The following is a 16,151-nucleotide window of genomic DNA, read 5'->3' on the forward strand; positions in this document are numbered from 1 at the left end:
CGTGTTGCACGAATGGACTACCGCTCCCACTCTGGAGTGACTCAGAAGCGATCAGTGCTCACGCTTCGTGTCGGGGAGCTCGTCCCCCAAGGGGCGAGGAGGAGCGAGAGCTCTCGCGGTGAGGAGCCACGACGATGAAGACCGCAGTGCCCTGCTACTACCACCTCGATGTGGAAGTGAGCCCGGAACGGGTCGTACAGGTCAGGCGCATCCTGGCCGCTCACCTCCGGTTCTGGAACCTGGAGAACCTCGTCGAACCCGTCTGCTCGGGCGCCGAGATGCTGCTCCGGGCGATCGACGAGCACGCGAGCGACAAGAACACGTCGATCGAGATGTGGTGGAACCGCCAGCACCTCATCACGGCCGTAGGGGGCAAGGACCACGCGCTCCGTCCCGACCAGGACCTGCGCACCTGCCTGCAGCACCTCGCCGCCACAAGCGACGGCTGGGGCTGCTGCGCCATCGACACCGGGGCCAAGGTCATCTGGTTCTCGCAGCGTGCCCGCGCCGGCGAACGCGTACCGCTGGTGGCGACGGCGCCGGAACCGATCACCCAGGAGGGGCTGGAAGTGCCGCGAGAGATCATGCCGGTGGCCCGGCTGGCCGGACCGGCCAGTACGGACCACGGCATTCTGGAGGAGGCCCGGTGACCCGCGCCAGGCCGAACTGGAAGGGGTCGCCCGTGTGGAGCGGGCACCCCTACCCCCTGGGCGCCGCGTACGACGGACAGGGCACCAACTTCGCGCTGTTCAGCGAGGTCGCCGAACGGGTGGACCTCGTCCTCGTCGACGACGACGGCACTCACAGCACCGTCCCGCTGCCCGAGGTCGACGGCTTCGTCTGGCACTGCTACCTGCCCGGCGTCGGCCCGGGACAGCGCTACGGCTACCGGGTCCACGGTCCGTGGGCCCCCGCCGTGGGCCACCGCTGCAACCCGGCGAAGCTGCTCCTCGACCCGTACACCCGTGCCGTGGACGGGATGGTGGACAACCACGCCTCCCTCTTCGAACGGGCCAGGGGCAGGGCCGACCCGGGCGACAGCGCCGGGCACACCATGCTCGGGGTGGTCACCGACCCGTTCTTCGACTGGGGCGACGACCGCCCGCCCGGACGCCCGTACTCGGAGAGCGTCATCTACGAGGCCCACGTCCGCGGGCTCAGCCGCACCCACCCCGACGTGCCCGACGAACTGCGCGGCACCTACGCGGGACTGGCGCACCCGGCGGTCGTTAACCACCTGACGTCCCTCGGCGTGACCGCTGTGGAACTGATGCCGGTGCACCAGTTCGTGCACGACGGGGTGCTCCAGGACCGGGGCCTGTCCAACTACTGGGGCTACAACACCATCGGCTTCTTCGCGCCCCACAACGGCTACGCCGCCCTCGGCACCCGCGGGCAGCAGGTCAACGAGTTCAAGTCGATGGTCAAGGCCCTGCACGAGGCCGGCCTCGAAGTGATCCTCGACGTGGTCTACAACCACACCGCCGAGGGCAACGAGAAGGGCCCCACCCTCTCCTTCCGCGGCATCGACAACGCCTCGTACTACCGCCTGGTGGACGGCGACTGGCAGCACTACTACGACACCACCGGCACCGGCAACAGCCTGCTGATGCGGCACCCGTACGTACTCCAGCTGATCATGGACTCACTGCGGTACTGGGTCACCGAGATGCACGTCGACGGCTTCCGCTTCGACCTCGCGGCCACCCTGGCCCGGCAGTTCCACGAGGTGGACCGGCTGTCGGCGTTCTTCGACCTCATCCAGCAGGACCCGGTGATCAGCCGCGTCAAGCTGATCGCCGAGCCCTGGGACGTCGGCGAGGGCGGCTACCAGGTGGGCAACTTCCCGCAGCTGTGGTCGGAGTGGAACGGCATGTACCGGGACGCGGTACGGGACTTCTGGCGCGGTGAGGAGCACACGCTCGGCGAGTTCGCCTCCCGGCTGACCGGCTCCTCCGACCTGTACCAGCACAGCCGGCGCCGCCCCCGCGCCAGCGTCAACTTCGTGACCGCGCACGACGGTTTCACCCTGCGCGACCTCGTCTCGTACAACGACAAGCACAACGAGGCCAACGGCGAGGACAACCAGGACGGCGAGAGTCACAACCGCTCCTGGAACTGCGGGGCCGAGGGCCCGGCGAAGGACCCGGCCGTCCGGGAACTGCGCGGCCGCCAGCAGCGCAACTTCCTCGCCACGCTGCTGCTCTCGCAGGGCATCCCGATGCTCTGCCACGGCGACGAACTGGGCCGCACCCAGCGGGGCAACAACAACGCCTACTGCCAGGACAACGAGATCTCCTGGGTCGACTGGCGGCTGAACGGGGAGCAGCGCGCCCTGCTGGACTTCGCCCGCCGCGTCATCGCGCTGCGGGCCGGCCACCCCGTCCTGCGCCGGCGCCGCTACTTCCGCGGTGAGACCCGCACCCACGCGGACCAGCCGCTGCCCGACCTGGTGTGGCTGCTGCCCAACGCGCGGGAGATGACCGACGACGACTGGCAGCGCTCCGACGCGCACGCCGTCGGCGTCTTCCTCAACGGCGACGCCATCGCCGAACCCGACCCGTGCGGCCGGCCGGTCGTGGACGACTCCTTCCTGCTGCTGCTCAACAGCCACTGGGAGCCGACGGACTTCCGGCTGCCCGGCGCCACCTACGGCGAGCGCTGGGCGACCCTGATCGACACCGCCGACCCGGAGGGCGTCCCCGACGAGGCGGAGCACAAGGCGGGCACCGTGGTGACCGTCGAGCAGCGCAGTCTGGTGCTGCTCTCCCGGCCGTCCCACACCGGCCGGTGAGCAGCCCGTGAGGTCAGCCGCCGAGGCGGCGCGCGGTCACCGTGAACCGCGCGCCGTCGGCGTCCCGGAGCACGGCCTCGTCACTGCTCACGGTCAGCACGCTGCCGCCGTGCCGCTCGGCGGCGCGGGCGCAGGCCGCGACGTCCCGGACCGCGAAGTGGACCTGCCAGTGCGGCCGGATGGCCGGATCGGGCGCCGCTCCCAGGGCGCCCGACTCGATGCGTGCCACCACGTCGCCCTGGCTGCGCAGAACCACCTCGTCGCCCTCGTACTGGACCTCGCAGCAGCCACTGGGACCCGACGCCCAGTCGAAGATCTCGCCGTAGAAGATGGCGGCGTCGAAGGCGTCGCGCGTGTGCAGCCGGATGAAGGCGGGGCGCGAGGTGCGCCAGGTCTCCCAGTCCGTGAACAGCGCGCCCTCCCAGATCCCGAAGGTCGCGCCGTCCCGGTCGGCCAGGAGGGCCGCCCGTCCGGGCGGCAGGGAGATGGGCCCGACCGCGGTCGTGCCGCCGCGCTCCTGCACCCGGGAGGCCACCTCGTCGGCACTGCGTACGGCGAAGTAGGGCGTCCACGCCACCGCCATCTGCCACATCGTGGCGACCTCGCCGATCCCGGCGACCGGCGCCCCGTCGGCCAGGGCGATCCGGAAGGCGTCGCCCAGCTTGCCGGGCCGCCACCGCCAGCCCAGCACGGCGGAGTAGAACTCCTCGGTGGCCCGCAGGTCACGGCTGGTCAGGCTCACCCAGCAGGGGGCGCCGTACACGGAGTGCGTGGACAGCACGCTCTCCCCGCCGGCGGAAAGGGACATGTCGTGGTTCATGGCAGTCGCGTCCTGGTCTCGTCCACCGGCAGCCACCGGCTCGACGCCAGTGTCCGGCCGGGAGTGCGGCGGGCGCCTGCCGAGTACCCCGGCCGTGTCGCCGAAACGGGGGCCCACGCGCCCCGGACGGCCCAGTGGCGCGAGGCGGCGCGGCTGGCGACGATGGAGGCGTCGGAGCGGTACCGCGCGGCACAGGCGGCGGTGACCCGCCGGATCCGGAGGTGACCATGCCCACCGACGACTGGGGCCCGGACGAGACCGGCCCGGACGAGACCGGTTCGGACCAGATCTTCCGGTTGCAGGAGCAGGTCCGGCAGCTGAAGGAGGCGGTCGTCTCGCACGCCGTCGTCGACCAGGCGATCGGAATGATCGTCGCCCTCGGCAGGGTGACACCGGACCAGGGGTGGATCGTACTGAAGGAGGTTTCCCAGCATACGAACATCAAACTGCGCAACGTGGCAGAAATGATACTCATCTGGGGGCGCGCCGGAGTGATGCCGCCGGAGATCCGGGCCGCCCTCGACGACTGCCTGGACCGTCACGGTCCCACGCAGATCCCCGGCGCCCCGCCTCAGACCCGCTGAGAGTCACCGCACGCCGGCGGAGTCAGCGGATCTCCGCGAGGATCTCCTCGCGGATCCGGTCGAAGCACCCGCTGAGCAGCCGGGAGACGTGCATCTGGGAGATGCCGAGCTGCTGCGCGATGCGGCTCTGCGTCATCCCGCCGAAGAAGCGCAGGTAGAGGATGGTGCGCTCGCGCTCGGGCAGCGCCTCCAGACAGGGCCGGACGGCCACCCGGTCCACGACCGCGTCGAAGGCGGGGTCCGGGCCGCCGAGCGCGTCCCCGAGGGCGTACCCGTCGGTGCCGGGCATCTCCGCCTCCAGGGAGAGCGCGGAGAAGCACTCCAGTGCCTCCATGCCGGTGCGGACCTCGACCGTGGTCAGCTGCGCGTGCTCGGCGATCTCCTCGATGGTGGGGGCGCGTCCCGGTATCGTCTGTGCCAGCTCCTTCGCGGATCTGCGCACCCGGTTGCGCAGGTCCTGGATCCGGCGCGGCACGTGCAGGGTCCACATGTGGTCGCGGAAGTGCCGTTTGATCTCGCCGGTCACGGTCGGCACGGCGTAGGCCTCGAAGGCGTGGCCGCGTTCCGGGTCGTAGTGGTCGACGGCCTTGACCAGTCCGAGGGCGGCCACCTGGTAGAGGTCCTCCAGGTTCTCGCCGCGGCCCCGGAAGCGGACCGCGATCCGCTCCGCCATGGGCAGCCAGACCTTGATCAGATCGTCCCGCAGCGCCTTGCGCTCAGGGCCGTCGGGCAGCGCGACGAGCCGGTCGAACGCCGCGGCCGTGTCGGGGGCGTCGTCGTGGGGGTGGGGCTTGGTTCTGCCGGCGATACGCGTCATGCGCACCTCCCTCAGCAGGGGGGCTGGCAAATCCTCATATATATGGATACTGAGCGCCAATGCCTCGAATGGCCACCCGAGCGGCCACCCGAACGGCCGCGGACCGGTGAGTGAGACGGAGAGGCTGCCGAACGTGATGTGCGGCACGCTCTGGGTGATCGCCCGGCGGGGGTGGTGGCGGATCGTCCCTGCGCAGCGCTTGATCACTTGTCAAAAGGTGCGAAATCCCTGGCCACAGCGCATTCCGCTCATTTGACAGTGCGCTGAACGCACAGATAGGAAGCAGCGTCGAGAGGTCGAGAGGGGCACCGTGTACGAGCCGAACGTGGTCGGGGACTGGCAGGAGTACGACGAGCACGCCGGCCTGCGGGTCCGCGTCCACCGTCTTGAGCAGGCCGAGCCGCCGCGTGGACGGGACGACGCCGCCGAGGGGCTGACGTACTTCTGTGTCCGGGTGACCGTCGAGAACCGGGGCGCCCGGCAGCTCGGCATCCACCTGGAGGACGGCCAGATCGACGTGCGGATCGGTCCCGACGGGGAGAGCGCCTTCCTCGACTGGCGCAACTCCCAGTTCGTCGAGGGCTTCGACGTCTACCCGCTGCGCCGGGTCACCGCGGTGCTCTACGCGGCGGGCCCGGAGGCGAGCCTCGGCCAGGTGGACGTCCAGGTCCAGTTGCGGGTGGACGAGGAATGGGCCGACCGCCGGCTGTGGACCGGCGGCCTCGGGCTGTCCGACGGGGCCGCCGGGCCACTTTCCGCCGCGGCGCGGGAGGACGGCCTGGTGCACCAGGTGAGCGCCTTCCTGCGGGGCCAGGCGGACGAGGGCTCCGGCTGACCCCCGTCCGGTGGCGCCTCAGTGCGCGATGCCGTCGATGATCTCGCGGGCCCCCTGGCGCAGCAGCGCCACGGCGACCGAGGTGCCGAGGGTCGCCGGGTCGAGCCGGCCGGCCCACTCGTGGGCGTTCAGCCGCGTCTTGCCGTCCGGTGTGAAGACACAGGCCCGCAGGGAGAGTTCCCCGCCGCGGTCCACGCGGGCGTACCCGGCGATCGGGCTGTTGCAGTGCCCTTGCAGCACATGCAGGAACATCCGTTCCGCCGTCGCCTCCTGATGTGTCCGGGGATGACCGAGTCCGGACACCGCGTCGATGAGCGCGGTGTCGTCCTCCCGGCACTGCAGGGCGAGGATGCCCGCGCCGATCGGCGGCATCATCGTCTCCGGGGAGAGGACCTCGCTGATCACGTCGGGGCGGCCGATGCGCTCCAGGCCGGAGACGGCGAGGAGCAGGGCGTCGGCCTCGCCGGCGGCCAGCTTCGCCAGCCGCCGGTTGGCGTTGCCGCGGAACGGCACGCACCTCAGGTGCGGGTGGGTGGCGGCGAGCTGGGCGACGCGGCGCACCGAGGAGGTGCCGACGCGTGTGCCGGCCGGCAGCCCGTCCAGGGTGAGCCCGTCCGGGTGGACGAGGGCGTCGCGGATGTCGTCCCGTTCCAGGAACGCGGCGAACACCGTGCCCGCCGGCAGCGGCCGGTCGGCGGGCACGTCCTTGACGCAGTGCACCGCGAGATCGGCCTCGCCCGACAGCAGCGCGGCGTCGACCTCCTTGGTGAACGCGCCCTTGCCCTCCACCAGGGACAGGTCGCCGAGCCACTTGTCGCCGGTGGTCCTCACCGGCACGACCTCGGTGCGCGCGCCGGGGTGGAGGGCGGCCAACTCGGCCCGGACGCGCTCGACCTGCGCCAGGGCCATGGGGGAGTCGCGGGAGACGATGCGGATCAGTTCGGGGGCGGACATGCGGACACGATAGTGCTCCCGGGAGAGCCCGGGTCTCGCGCTTCGCTCGACCGGCCCCGCCGAATGCTGACGGCCGCCGGCGCCTCGGACGCTCGGGCCGGCGGGCACGCCGGTGGGCTTCGCGGCCGCCGGGGACGGGGCGTCCCGGTAGCGAAGGGCAGAGCCCGGAGTGACTCCCCGTCACTCCGTCAACTCCGTCACGCCGTGTCGTCCGGGAGGTCGGCGGCCGACTCCTCGGGCGCGAGGTCCGGGCGCAGCCTGAGCCAGGACGGCTGGCGCAGCATGCCCTCCCGGGTGCGGGTGCTGTAGCGGACCTCGCCGACCAGCCGGGGGACGACCCAGCGCGCCCCCGGCACCGGCGGTACGGGGTCGAAGGGGCACACGTCGCTCGCGGCGGCCCCCAGCAGCGCCGCCAGCTCGCTGCGCTCGGCCGCGCTCCAGCCGGTGCCGACCCCGCCGACGTAGCGCAGCCGGCCCGCGGCGCGCTGGCCGACCAGGAGAGCGCCGGGGAGGCCCGTGAGCCGCCCCTTGCCGGGCAGCCAGCCGCCGACCACGACGTCCTCGCTGCGCATGTTGCGGATCTTGATCCAGGCCCGGGAACGGACCCCCGGTTCGTACACCGAGTCCAGCCGCTTGCACACCAGGCCCTCCAGGCCGTGCTCGCGGGTGGCCCGCAGAGCCTGCTCGCCGTGGCCGACCAGCGCGGCCGGGGTCGACCAGGACGGTCCGCCGAGGCCCAGGTCCGCCAGCTGTTCGCGGCGGCGGGCGTAGGGGAGGCCGAGAAGGGACTCGCCCGCCAGGTGCAGGGCGTCGAACAGCACCAGATGGACGGGGACCCGCGCCGCCCGGTGCGCCGCCCGGCCCGGGGCGTGCGCCAGGCCCATCCGGGACTGCAGCAACTGGAAGTCGGCGCGGCCCTGTTCGTCCAGGGCCAGCACCTCCCCGTCCAGCACGGCGGGGGTGGAGCCGAGCGCGGTGCCGAGCGGTGCCAGTTCGGGGTAGGCGGCCGTGATGTCCTGCCCGGAGCGGGCGCGCAGCAGCGCACTGCCGTCGCCGGGCAGGTAGACCACCACGCGCTGGCCGTCCTGCTTGGTCTCGTAGGCCCAGCGTGTGTCCTGCGCGGCGGACGGCAGGGTGCCGGGGGTGGCGAGCATGGGTGGGATCAGCGGCAGCTCCACGGGTCAGTTCTCGACGTGCCCGTGCGCCGTCACGCGCGTCGTCCGCCAGGTTCGCCTGAACGGCGCCGGTCCCGCCCCGGGACCGGCGCCGTCGCCGTCAGCGGACGGAGGCGGCCTTCGCCCCGGCTCCGGAGTCCGGCGCGGGGTGCGCCGGCCCGGCATCGGGACGGTGCCGCGGGATGAAGGAAGCGATCAGGCAGGCGAGCAGGGCCGCACCGGCGCCGATCGCCATGACCACCTTGAACGCGTTCTCGGACGGCAGGGCGAAGCCGCCGAAGTCGGTGGTCATCTGGGCCAGGACCACTCCGGCGATGGCACTGGCGACCGACGTGCCGATGGACCGCATGAGGGTGTTCAGGCTGTTCGCGGCGGCCGTCTCGCTCGCCGGCACCGCACCCATGATCAGGGCGGGCATGGCGCCGTAGGCGAAGCCGATGCCGCCGCTGATGACGCAGGAGACCAGCACCAGGTGCCAGACCTCGGACATCAGCACGATGTTCAGCCCGTAGCCGGCCGCGACGATCAGGGCGCCGATCATCAGCGTCACCTTCGGTCCCCTGGACTGGGAGATCTTCGCGGAGACCGGGGCGAACGCCATCATCACCAGACCGGCCGGCGCCATCACGAGGCCCGTGGTCAGCAGGGAGCGGCCGAGACCGTAACCGGTAGCCTCGGGCAACTGGAGGAGCTGCGGAAGCACCAGGGACATCGCGAACATCGAGAAACCGATGGCCACGGACGCCAGGTTGGTGAAGAGCACCTGACGGCGGGCGGTGGTGCGCAGGTCCACCAGCGGCTGCGGGGTGCGCAGTTCCCACCAGCCCCACACCAGGAGGACCAGCACACCCACCGCGAACAGGCCGAGGGTGGTGCCGCCGGTCCAGCCCCAGTCGCCGCCCTTGGAGATGGCGAGCAGCAGGGACACCAGGCCGGCCGCGATGCCGAGGCCGCCGAGCAGGTCGAAGCGGCCGCCGGTGCGCACCGAGGACTCGGGCACGAGCGCCAGTATCAGCACCAGGGCGACGGCGCCGAGCGCGCCGGAGAGCCAGAACAGCATGTGCCAGTCGAGGTTGTCCGCGATCAGCGCGGCGGCGGGCAGGCCGAGCGCGCCGCCGACCCCGAGCGAGGCGCTCATCATGGCGGTGGCGCCGGCCAGCCGTTCGGCGGGCAGCTCGTCGCGCATGATGCTGATGCCGAGCGGGATCACGGCGGCGGACAGGCCCTGCATGGCGCGGCCGACGACCATCGGTACGAGGGTGTCGCTCAGCGCGCAGACCACCGAGCCGGCGACCAGCAGGACCAGGCTGAGCAGCAGCATCCGCCGCTTGCCGAGCATGTCGCCGAGCCGGCCGACGACCGGAGTGGCCACCGCGGCGGCGAGCAGCGTGGCGGTCACGGCCCAGGCGGCGTCCGACGCCGACGCGTTCAGGAGCTTGGGCAGCTCGGGGACGATCGGGATGACCAGGGTCTGCATCAGCGAGACGACGATCCCGGCCAGGGCCAGTACCGCCACCACGGCGTTCGGCCGCGGAGCTGCGGCCGTCCCGGCGCCGGAGGATCTGGCGGGAGAAGCGGACATGAGGGTGCCTTTCGAGTCACGGGCGTGGAACCGAGGTACGCGAGCTTATTTAAATCAGTCGCTTGACGTACTCTAAGGGATGGAAGGCGGTGCCCGCGCATCCCGGCCACGCACGGCCCCGGACGCGACGTTGCGTAGGCTTCCGTGGAACGTGCCGCCCGGCGGCGGACCTGCGGCGACTCGAGGGACTGGCCGGCGCGGGCAGGGAAGGAAAGTCCCGGTACGGCGGTGGTCATGGCGGGCAGGGCGGTACGGGCGGAACAGGTCAGCACGACCCGGCAGCTGATCCTGACCACGGCCGAGCGGCTGTACGCCGAGCACGGGGTGTACGCGGTCTCCAACCGCCAGGTCAGCGAGGCCGCCGGACAGGGAAACAACGCCGCCGTCGGCTACCACTTCGGCACCAGGGCCGACCTGGTGCGGGCCATCGCCCAGCGGCACTACGAGAGGGTCGAGGAGCTGCGCGCCCGGCAGCTGGCCGCCGTGGGCGGCTCGGCGGACCTGCGCGACTGGGTGGACTGCCTGGTGCGGCCACAGTTCGACCATCTGGCGGCGCTGGGCAGTCCCACCTGGTACGCGCGGTTCTGCGCCCAGGTCATGACCGATCCGGCGCTGCGGCAGATCATGGTCGAGGAGTCCCGTACCTCCGCATCGCTGCGCGAGATCATCGTGGGGCGCGACCGGTGCATGCCCGCGCTGCCGGACGAGGTCCGGGCCGAGCGGGGCGACATGGCCCGTCATCTCATCGTGCACATGGCGGCCGAGCGGGAACGCGCTCTCGCCGAGGGGCGTCCCACCCCTCGCGTCAGTTGGGAGGAGGCCGCCGACGGCCTCGTCGACGCGATCGTGGGCATGTGGCTGGCGCCCGTCACGCCCCGGGGCGGGGAGTGACGGGGGCTCCGCACGCGCGGGGCGCTTGATCGCGTGGCGCGCGGGGAAGGTGAAGCGGCCGTATGTCCGCGGCCCCGCTCCCCGGCGGTTGCGTGTACCCGGAGTCGACCGAGACCGGGCGAGCGCTCCCCCGAGTCACCTGCCCGGGCACGCGACGGCGGCAGCGCGAACGGCTGACGGCCCGCGCGGACGTGCCGCTCGACCGGGCGGCCGCGGCGCTGCCGCGCCGGACGGCACTCCGGCCCGCCGCGCCCGGGGGAGCCGGCCGCCCGGCTGGGTGTGGAGCCCTCACAGGTCGCGCGCACGGTGCGGCAGTCGCAGCGGACGGGGTGCGCCACCCGCGTCCCCGAGACCCCGACGACCGCCGGGCCCAGCGCGTCCAGCTCACCGGGGCCGGCCCGCGAGGCCGTCACGCTCCTGCCGGACGCCGAGGCCCGCGGTATGCGGTCGGCCCCGCCGACTGGTCCCCCGGTGAACCGCGGCAGCTCGCCGGCCTCTTCCACCGCGTGGCCGACGACTTCCTCGGCCACGCGGCGGACGAGGAGCCCGAGGGCCGGTCCACGCTGCGTACGGCGACCGCCTGACGGACGCTCACCGTGCGGCTGTGCGGCTGTGCGGCTGTGCCGCTTTCCGGCTGTACGGGCGTCGAGCGGGTGGTGGTGGGCCGCGCGGGCCGGCCGGCGGGTGCCTGCCGCCGCCGGCCGGTGGCGGGCCGCTGCCCCGGCTGCGCACCCGGCACCCGCGACCGCCGTACGCGACCCGGTCACCCCCGGTCCTTACCGTCGAGTAATATCGCGCGGCAGGCCCCCCGGAGGAGGAACCGTGTCCCGGTCCGAACGCTCACCCCTGCTGCTCGCCGGCCTGCTGGCCACCGCGGGCGTCGCCCACTTCGCCCGCCCCCGCACGTTCGACGCGATCGTGCCGCGCGGCCTGCCGGGCACGCCCCGGGCCTGGACGTACGCCAGCGGCGTCGCCGAACTGGCGCTCGCCGCGGGCATCGCGCTGCCGCGCACCCGCAAGGCCGCCGCGCTGACCACGGCAGCCTTCTTCGTCGGGGTGTTCCCCGGCAACGTCAAGATGGCCGTGGACTGGCGGCACCGTCCCACGCCGCAGAAGGCCGCCGCCTACGCCAGGCTCCCCGTGCAGCTGCCGCTCGTGCTGTGGGCCCGAGGCGTCGCCAAGGGCAGCGAGGGCCGGTCGTGAGCCGCCCCCCGGCCGTGGGGGACACGGTCGAGGACTTCGCGCTGCCGGACGAGACCGGCACCTCGCGCCGCCTGTCCGAGCTGCTCGCCGACGGCCCGGTCGTACTGTTCTTCTACCCGGCCGCACTGACCCCCGGCTGCACCGCGGAGGCCTGCCACTTCCGCGACCTCGCCGCCGAGTTCGCCGCGGCCGGCGCCCACCCCGTCGGTGTCAGCGGTGATCCCGTCGAACGGCAGCGTGAGTTCGCCGGGCGTCACACCCTCGGCATGCCGCTGCTCTCCGACGCCGACGGCGCGGTCCGCGAGCTGTTCGGAGTGAAGCGGGGGTTCAGCCTGGCTCCCACCAAGCGGGTCACGTTCGTCATCGGGCAGGACCGCACCCTGATCGAGGCCGTCCGCAGCGAGCTCAGAATGAACACGCACGCCGACCGCGCCCTCGCGGCGCTGCGCGCTCACCGAGGGTAGGGAAGCACCCGCCCGGCCCGCCGCGGTTGAAAGCGGGCCACAAAGGGTCAATCCTGGACGCTATGGAGCATGCCTCCGCTGTGGCGATCCTGGACGCCCACGGCACGGTGACGAGCTGGAGCGAGGGTGCCCGGCGACTGACCGGCTATCCGGCCGAGGAGGTCGTCGGCCGGGACGCACGGGACCTGCTCGCCGAGGACGTGCCGCCCGGAGCCCGGTGCGAGCCGGCGGGCACGGCTCTGCTCCGGCACCGCGACGGCTCCACCGTGGCGGTGTCCCTGCGCGGCTCGCCGTTGCTGGGGGCGGCCGGCGCACCGGACGGGTTCGTGGTGACCGTCGAGTCGCCCGAGGAACGGACGTTCCGCCTGACCGGGCGGGCTCTTCAGCAGGCGTCCCTGTCCATGTCCGTCCACGACACCCGACAGCGCTACCTCCAGGTCAACGACACGGCACGCCGGATGCTCGGGCTGCCGGAGGAGGACCTCATCGGGCGGCGGCTGCCGGAGATCATGGAGGAGGTGGACGCCAACGGGTCGGGCTTCATGCGGCACCTGCGGAAGGTCGTGGAAACCGGCCTGCCCGCCCACTACGAGACCTTCACCCCAGCCTCCTCACGGCTCGGCGAACACGCCTGGACCATCGAGATGTGGCCGGTCCGCGACGCCCAGGACGAGGTGGCCGCCGTGGCCGTGGCGGGTTTCGACAGCACCGGGCAGCACCGGGCGCGGCAGCGGCTGGGTCTGCTGAACGAGGCCGCCGCCGGTATCGGCACCACGCTGGACGTCGTACGCACCGCCGAGGAACTGATCGAGTTCCTCGTGCCGCGTTTCGCCGACTTCGCCAGCGTCGACCTGCTCGACTGGGTCCTGGGCGCGGAGGAACCGCTCGCGGTGCCGGCCGAGGCCGTCGCACTGCGGCGCGTCGCGCACAGCGCCACCACCGAGGACTTCCCCAGGGCCTCCGTCCACCTGGGCGAGACGGACGCCTACCCGTCGTACTCGGTGCCCGCGCGGGCACTGAGAGAGGGGCGGGCGGTGCTCACCGGCCCGGGCGACCCGGACTTCGACCGGTGGATGCGGGCCCGCGACGAGCAGGCCCCCTACAACCGCGCCTACCGGGAGCGCGTCCGCTCGACCCTGGCGGTGCCGCTGATGGCCCGGGGCACCGCCCTGGGCGTCGCGGTGGCCGTGCGCGCCGCGCCCCAGCAACCGCACGTCGACGACGACACCGTCCTCGCCGAGGAGCTCGCCAGCCGGGCCGCGGTCTGCATCGACAACGCCCGCCGCTTCGCCCGCGAGCGCTCCACCGCCCTGACCCTCCAGCGCGGCCTGCTGCCCAAGGGCCTGCCCGGGCAGGCGGCGGTCGAGGTGGCCCACCGGTACCTGCCGTCCGTGTCGGCGGCCGGCATCGGCGGCGACTGGTTCGACGTGATCCCGCTGTCCGGCAGCCGTGTCGCGCTCGTCGTCGGGGACGTCGTCGGCCACGGCATCCCGTCCACGGCGACCATGGGCCGCCTCTGCACGGCCGTCCGCACCCTCGCCGACGTCGATCTGCCCCCCGACGAACTCCTGACCCACCTCGACGACCTCGTCACCCACCTCGTCGCCGGCGACTCGGGCGACGAGGTCGCGGAACTGGGAGCCACCTGCCTCTACGCCGTCTACGACCCCGTCACCCGGTCCCTCACGCTGGCCGCGGCGGGCCACCCGGCGCCGGCCCTCGTCCTGCCCGACGGCACCACGCGGCTCATCCGCATGACCGCGGGGCCGCCGCTCGGTGTCGGCGGGCTGCCGTTCGAGGCGACGGAGCTGGAACTGCCCGAGGGCTCCCTCGTCGCCCTGTACACGGACGGTCTCGTCGAGGACCGCGACCGCGACGTCGACCACGCGACCGCGGAGCTGTGCCGCGCGCTGACCGCGCCCGCCAGCTCGCTCGACGCCCTGTGCGACACCGTACTCAAGGCCGTCATGCCGGAGGAGCCCAGTGACGACGTGGCGCTGCTGCTGGCCCGCACCCGCGCACTGGGCACGGACCAGATACGTACCTGGGACATCCACCCGGACCCCGTCCACGTGGCGGCCACGCGGCGGTCCGTCAACGAGCAGCTGTCACAGTGGGGGCTGGACGAGGCGGCCTTCGTCACCGAACTGGTCGTCAGCGAGCTCGTCACCAACGCGATCCGGTACGGCGAGCCGCCCATCCAGCTCCGCCTCATCCGCGACAGCGCCCTCATCTGCGAGGTCTCCGACGGCAGCTCGACCTCCCCGCACCTGCGCCGCGCCCACGCCTACGACGAGGGCGGCCGGGGCCTGCTGCTGGTCGCCCAGCTCACCCAGCGCTGGGGCAGCCGGCAGACGGGCACCGGCAAGACCATCTGGGCCGAACAGCCCCTGCCCGGTCGAAACACCTAGCGGCTTTCCCCGGCGACCCGCGCGAGGGTGCGGCCACTGCGTGCCGACCGGGCACGCCGGGGGTCCGGGGTGCCGTGCCTCCGGGCCCCGGCGCCGGCCGTCTTCACCAGGAGCCACGCCTCCTCGTCGTCGCCCTCCTTCCCGCCGCGGAACCGGGTCAGCGCGTACTCGCCGCGCAGCTTCGAGCCGTGCGGCCGGAACCTGGCGTGGCCGCGCGCGAGTGACTCCGCGAAGCCGACCGGCCGTCCCCGGCGGTCGTGGCTCAGTGGCTCGTAGGTGCCGTGGTCCCAGACGATGACCGTGCCGCCTCCGTACTCACCCGCGGGAATCACGCCCTCGAACTCCTCGTACTCCAGCGGATGGTCCTCCGTCGGCACCGCGAGCCGCTTGTCGCGCGGGTCCGCCGAGGGGCTTTTCGGCACCGACCAGGACCTCAGTACGTCGGCCACCTGGAGCCGGAGGTCGAAGTGCAGGGTGCTCGCGTCGTGGATCTGTACGACGAAGCGGTGCCCCTCGCTGCCGGAACCCTCCGAGGCCGCCTCGCGTCCCGCGGGTTCGCCGGTCCGGTCGACGTCACGCCTGCCGTGGTAGTCGCGCGGCCCGTTGTCCTCGCCCACGTGCGGCTCCTTCCCGAGAGGCCCCCGCCGACCGGGGCCGGGTACCCCGGTCAGAACTCCTCGTGCACCTCGGGGTCGCCGCCGATCCGCCGGTGCGCGCGGTCCGCGACGGCACCCATCTGGCCGGCGTCCAGTTCGAAGCCGAAGACGTCGAGGTTCGCCCGCTGCCGCGCGGGGTCGGAGGACTTCGGGATCGGCACCGCGCCGAGCTGGGTGTGCCAGCGCAGCACCGCCTGCGCGGGCGTCACACCGTGCGCCTCGGCGACCGCGGCCAGCGCCGGATCGTCCAGCAGGTCGCTGCCGCGGCCCAGCGGGCTCCAGCTCTCCGTACGGATGCCCTTGCGCTCGTGGAAGGCGCGCAGCTCCTCCTGCGGGAGGAGAGGGTGCAGCTCGATCTGGTTGACGGAGGGCAGGACACCGGTCTCCTTCTCCAGCCGCTCGATGTGGGCGGCCGTGAAGTTGGAGACGCCCACCGAGCGTACGAGGCCGTCCTCGCGCAGTTTGACCATGGCCTTCCAGGAGTCGACGTACTTGTCCACCCGGGGCAGCGGCCAGTGGATCAGGTACAGGTCGACGTACTCCAGGCCGAGCCGGGCGCGGGACTCCTCGAACGAGGCGAGCGTCTCCTCGTAGCCGTGGTGCCGGCCGGGCAGCTTGGTCGTCACCACGATCTCCTCGCGGGGGATCCCGCCGGCGGCCACGCCTCGGCCGACGCCGGTCTCGTTGCGGTAGTTCGTCGCGGTGTCGATCAGGCGGTAGCCCGTCCGAAGGGCCTCACGGACCGCCCGCTCCGCCTCGTCGTCCCGCATGGGCCAGGTGCCCAGCCCCAGGGCGGGGAGCGTGGTGCCGTCGTTGAGCGTGTGCGTCGGGATGCTGATCACCGTGGGGCCTTCCCTCGACTGTGCGCGGCGGTGTGCCGCACGTCCAGCGTCGCCCACGGGGTGAGTGGTGATCAACCGGACGGGGCGCCCGGTGTTCTGCCACGATCTCTGCTGGAGCCGAAG

At 72.9% G+C, this 16,151-nt stretch carries 17 protein-coding genes; 10 read left to right on the top strand and 7 right to left on the bottom strand.

Translation table 11 applies throughout. The features are described from left to right. Positions 1-134: 134 nt before the first annotated feature. Complete coding sequence (locus ACH4NX_RS04880; RefSeq protein WP_351400773.1) at positions 135-650, top strand: pep a2; 516 nt, start codon at positions 135-137, stop codon at positions 648-650. Then, positions 647-2,794 (top strand): glycogen debranching protein GlgX, encoded by a 2,148-nt coding sequence (gene glgX, locus ACH4NX_RS04885; protein ID WP_351400774.1) that lies wholly within the window; start codon positions 647-649, stop codon positions 2,792-2,794. Before ACH4NX_RS04880 ends, glgX begins: the two co-directional genes overlap by 4 nt. A 13-nt stretch (positions 2,795-2,807) precedes the next feature. On the opposite strand, the gene ACH4NX_RS04890 is transcribed toward glgX, so the two are convergent. Continuing rightward, complete coding sequence (locus tag ACH4NX_RS04890) at positions 2,808-3,614, bottom strand: VOC family protein (RefSeq protein ID WP_351400775.1); 807 nt, start codon at positions 3,612-3,614, stop codon at positions 2,808-2,810. Here ACH4NX_RS04890 and ACH4NX_RS04895 point away from each other — a divergent pair. Together ACH4NX_RS04895 and ACH4NX_RS04900 are read left to right on the top strand one after the other, a co-directional pair. Beyond that, positions 3,606-3,839 carry a hypothetical protein gene (locus tag ACH4NX_RS04895; protein WP_351400776.1) on the top strand — a complete coding sequence of 78 codons (234 nt, stop codon included), beginning with the start codon at positions 3,606-3,608 and terminating at the stop codon, positions 3,837-3,839. The genes ACH4NX_RS04890 and ACH4NX_RS04895 overlap by 9 nt on opposite strands. Before the next feature lie 2 nt (positions 3,840-3,841). Next, positions 3,842-4,198, top strand: a complete 357-nt coding sequence (locus ACH4NX_RS04900; RefSeq protein WP_351400777.1) for an ANTAR domain-containing protein — start codon at positions 3,842-3,844, stop codon at positions 4,196-4,198. A 22-nt stretch (positions 4,199-4,220) separates the two neighbouring features. Here ACH4NX_RS04900 and ACH4NX_RS04905 read toward each other — a convergent pair whose 3' ends face one another. Further along, positions 4,221-5,015 carry a SigB/SigF/SigG family RNA polymerase sigma factor gene (locus ACH4NX_RS04905; protein ID WP_351400778.1) on the bottom strand — a complete coding sequence of 265 codons (795 nt, stop codon included), beginning with the start codon at positions 5,013-5,015 and terminating at the stop codon, positions 4,221-4,223. A 310-nt stretch (positions 5,016-5,325) separates the two neighbouring features. Here ACH4NX_RS04905 and ACH4NX_RS04910 point away from each other — a divergent pair, with 310 nt between their 5' ends. Further along, on the top strand, positions 5,326-5,850 hold the full coding sequence (locus ACH4NX_RS04910; protein WP_351400779.1) for a hypothetical protein: 525 nt from the start codon (positions 5,326-5,328) through the stop codon (positions 5,848-5,850). 18 nt (positions 5,851-5,868) lie between these two features. On the opposite strand, the gene hemC is transcribed toward ACH4NX_RS04910, so the two are convergent. The 3 genes from hemC to ACH4NX_RS04925 all read right to left on the bottom strand — a co-directional run bounded on the left by hemC (position 5,869) and on the right by ACH4NX_RS04925 (position 9,561). After that, a complete protein-coding gene (gene hemC, locus ACH4NX_RS04915) occupies positions 5,869-6,804 on the bottom strand; it encodes a hydroxymethylbilane synthase (RefSeq protein WP_351400780.1) in 936 nt (311 codons plus the stop codon). A gap of 197 nt (positions 6,805-7,001) precedes the next feature. Continuing rightward, positions 7,002-7,982 (bottom strand): ATP-dependent DNA ligase, encoded by a 981-nt coding sequence (locus ACH4NX_RS04920; protein ID WP_351400781.1) that lies wholly within the window; start codon positions 7,980-7,982, stop codon positions 7,002-7,004. A gap of 97 nt (positions 7,983-8,079) precedes the next feature. Beyond that, positions 8,080-9,561 carry an MFS transporter gene (locus tag ACH4NX_RS04925; protein ID WP_351400782.1) on the bottom strand — a complete coding sequence of 494 codons (1,482 nt, stop codon included), beginning with the start codon at positions 9,559-9,561 and terminating at the stop codon, positions 8,080-8,082. Between the two features lie 234 nt (positions 9,562-9,795). Here ACH4NX_RS04925 and ACH4NX_RS04930 point away from each other — a divergent pair, with 234 nt between their 5' ends. The 5 genes from ACH4NX_RS04930 to ACH4NX_RS04950 all read left to right on the top strand — a co-directional run bounded on the left by ACH4NX_RS04930 (position 9,796) and on the right by ACH4NX_RS04950 (position 14,530). After that, a complete protein-coding gene (locus ACH4NX_RS04930) occupies positions 9,796-10,452 on the top strand; it encodes a TetR family transcriptional regulator (RefSeq protein WP_351400783.1) in 657 nt (218 codons plus the stop codon). Between the two features lie 62 nt (positions 10,453-10,514). Beyond that, positions 10,515-11,036: a MarR family transcriptional regulator gene (locus ACH4NX_RS04935; protein WP_398153348.1), complete on the top strand. Its 522-nt coding sequence runs from the start codon at positions 10,515-10,517 to the stop codon at positions 11,034-11,036. A 238-nt stretch (positions 11,037-11,274) separates the two neighbouring features. Beyond that, complete coding sequence (locus tag ACH4NX_RS04940) at positions 11,275-11,655, top strand: DoxX family protein (RefSeq protein WP_398126961.1); 381 nt, start codon at positions 11,275-11,277, stop codon at positions 11,653-11,655. After that, positions 11,652-12,119, top strand: coding sequence for a peroxiredoxin (locus ACH4NX_RS04945; protein ID WP_351400785.1), 468 nt, complete (start codon positions 11,652-11,654; stop codon positions 12,117-12,119). The genes ACH4NX_RS04940 and ACH4NX_RS04945 overlap by 4 nt, the downstream gene beginning before the upstream one ends. A gap of 62 nt (positions 12,120-12,181) precedes the next feature. Continuing rightward, positions 12,182-14,530 carry a SpoIIE family protein phosphatase gene (locus ACH4NX_RS04950; RefSeq protein WP_398126960.1) on the top strand — a complete coding sequence of 783 codons (2,349 nt, stop codon included), beginning with the start codon at positions 12,182-12,184 and terminating at the stop codon, positions 14,528-14,530. On the opposite strand, the gene ACH4NX_RS04955 is transcribed toward ACH4NX_RS04950, so the two are convergent. Then, positions 14,527-15,147 (bottom strand): DNA polymerase ligase N-terminal domain-containing protein, encoded by a 621-nt coding sequence (locus tag ACH4NX_RS04955; protein WP_398126959.1) that lies wholly within the window; start codon positions 15,145-15,147, stop codon positions 14,527-14,529. The genes ACH4NX_RS04950 and ACH4NX_RS04955 overlap by 4 nt on opposite strands. Positions 15,148-15,197: 50 nt before the next feature. Further along, entirely contained in the window at positions 15,198-16,028 is an 831-nt protein-coding gene (locus ACH4NX_RS04960) for an aldo/keto reductase (RefSeq protein ID WP_398126958.1), read from the bottom strand. Positions 16,029-16,151: the final 123 nt, after the last annotated feature.

It is taken from the genome of Streptomyces sp. NPDC017225, assembly GCF_044331465.1.
Classification (GTDB): Bacteria; Actinomycetota; Actinomycetes; order Streptomycetales; family Streptomycetaceae; genus Streptomyces.

What these genes read in the sequence shown, in the direction of transcription:
- ACH4NX_RS04880 (WP_351400773.1), top strand. Translation starts at nt 135, where the DNA reads ATGAAGACCGCAGTGCCCTGCTACTACCACCTCGATGTGGAAGTGAGC.
- ACH4NX_RS04890 (WP_351400775.1), bottom strand. Translation starts at nt 3,614, where the DNA reads ATGAACCACGACATGTCCCTTTCCGCCGGCGGGGAGAGCGTGCTGTCC.
- ACH4NX_RS04900 (WP_351400777.1), top strand. Translation starts at nt 3,842, where the DNA reads ATGCCCACCGACGACTGGGGCCCGGACGAGACCGGCCCGGACGAGACC.
- ACH4NX_RS04905 (WP_351400778.1), bottom strand. Translation starts at nt 5,015, where the DNA reads ATGACGCGTATCGCCGGCAGAACCAAGCCCCACCCCCACGACGACGCC.
- hemC (WP_351400780.1), bottom strand. Translation starts at nt 6,804, where the DNA reads ATGTCCGCCCCCGAACTGATCCGCATCGTCTCCCGCGACTCCCCCATG.
- ACH4NX_RS04925 (WP_351400782.1), bottom strand. Translation starts at nt 9,561, where the DNA reads ATGTCCGCTTCTCCCGCCAGATCCTCCGGCGCCGGGACGGCCGCAGCT.
- ACH4NX_RS04930 (WP_351400783.1), top strand. Translation starts at nt 9,796, where the DNA reads ATGGCGGGCAGGGCGGTACGGGCGGAACAGGTCAGCACGACCCGGCAG.
- ACH4NX_RS04935 (WP_398153348.1), top strand. Translation starts at nt 10,515, where the DNA reads ATGTCCGCGGCCCCGCTCCCCGGCGGTTGCGTGTACCCGGAGTCGACC.
- ACH4NX_RS04950 (WP_398126960.1), top strand. Translation starts at nt 12,182, where the DNA reads ATGGAGCATGCCTCCGCTGTGGCGATCCTGGACGCCCACGGCACGGTG.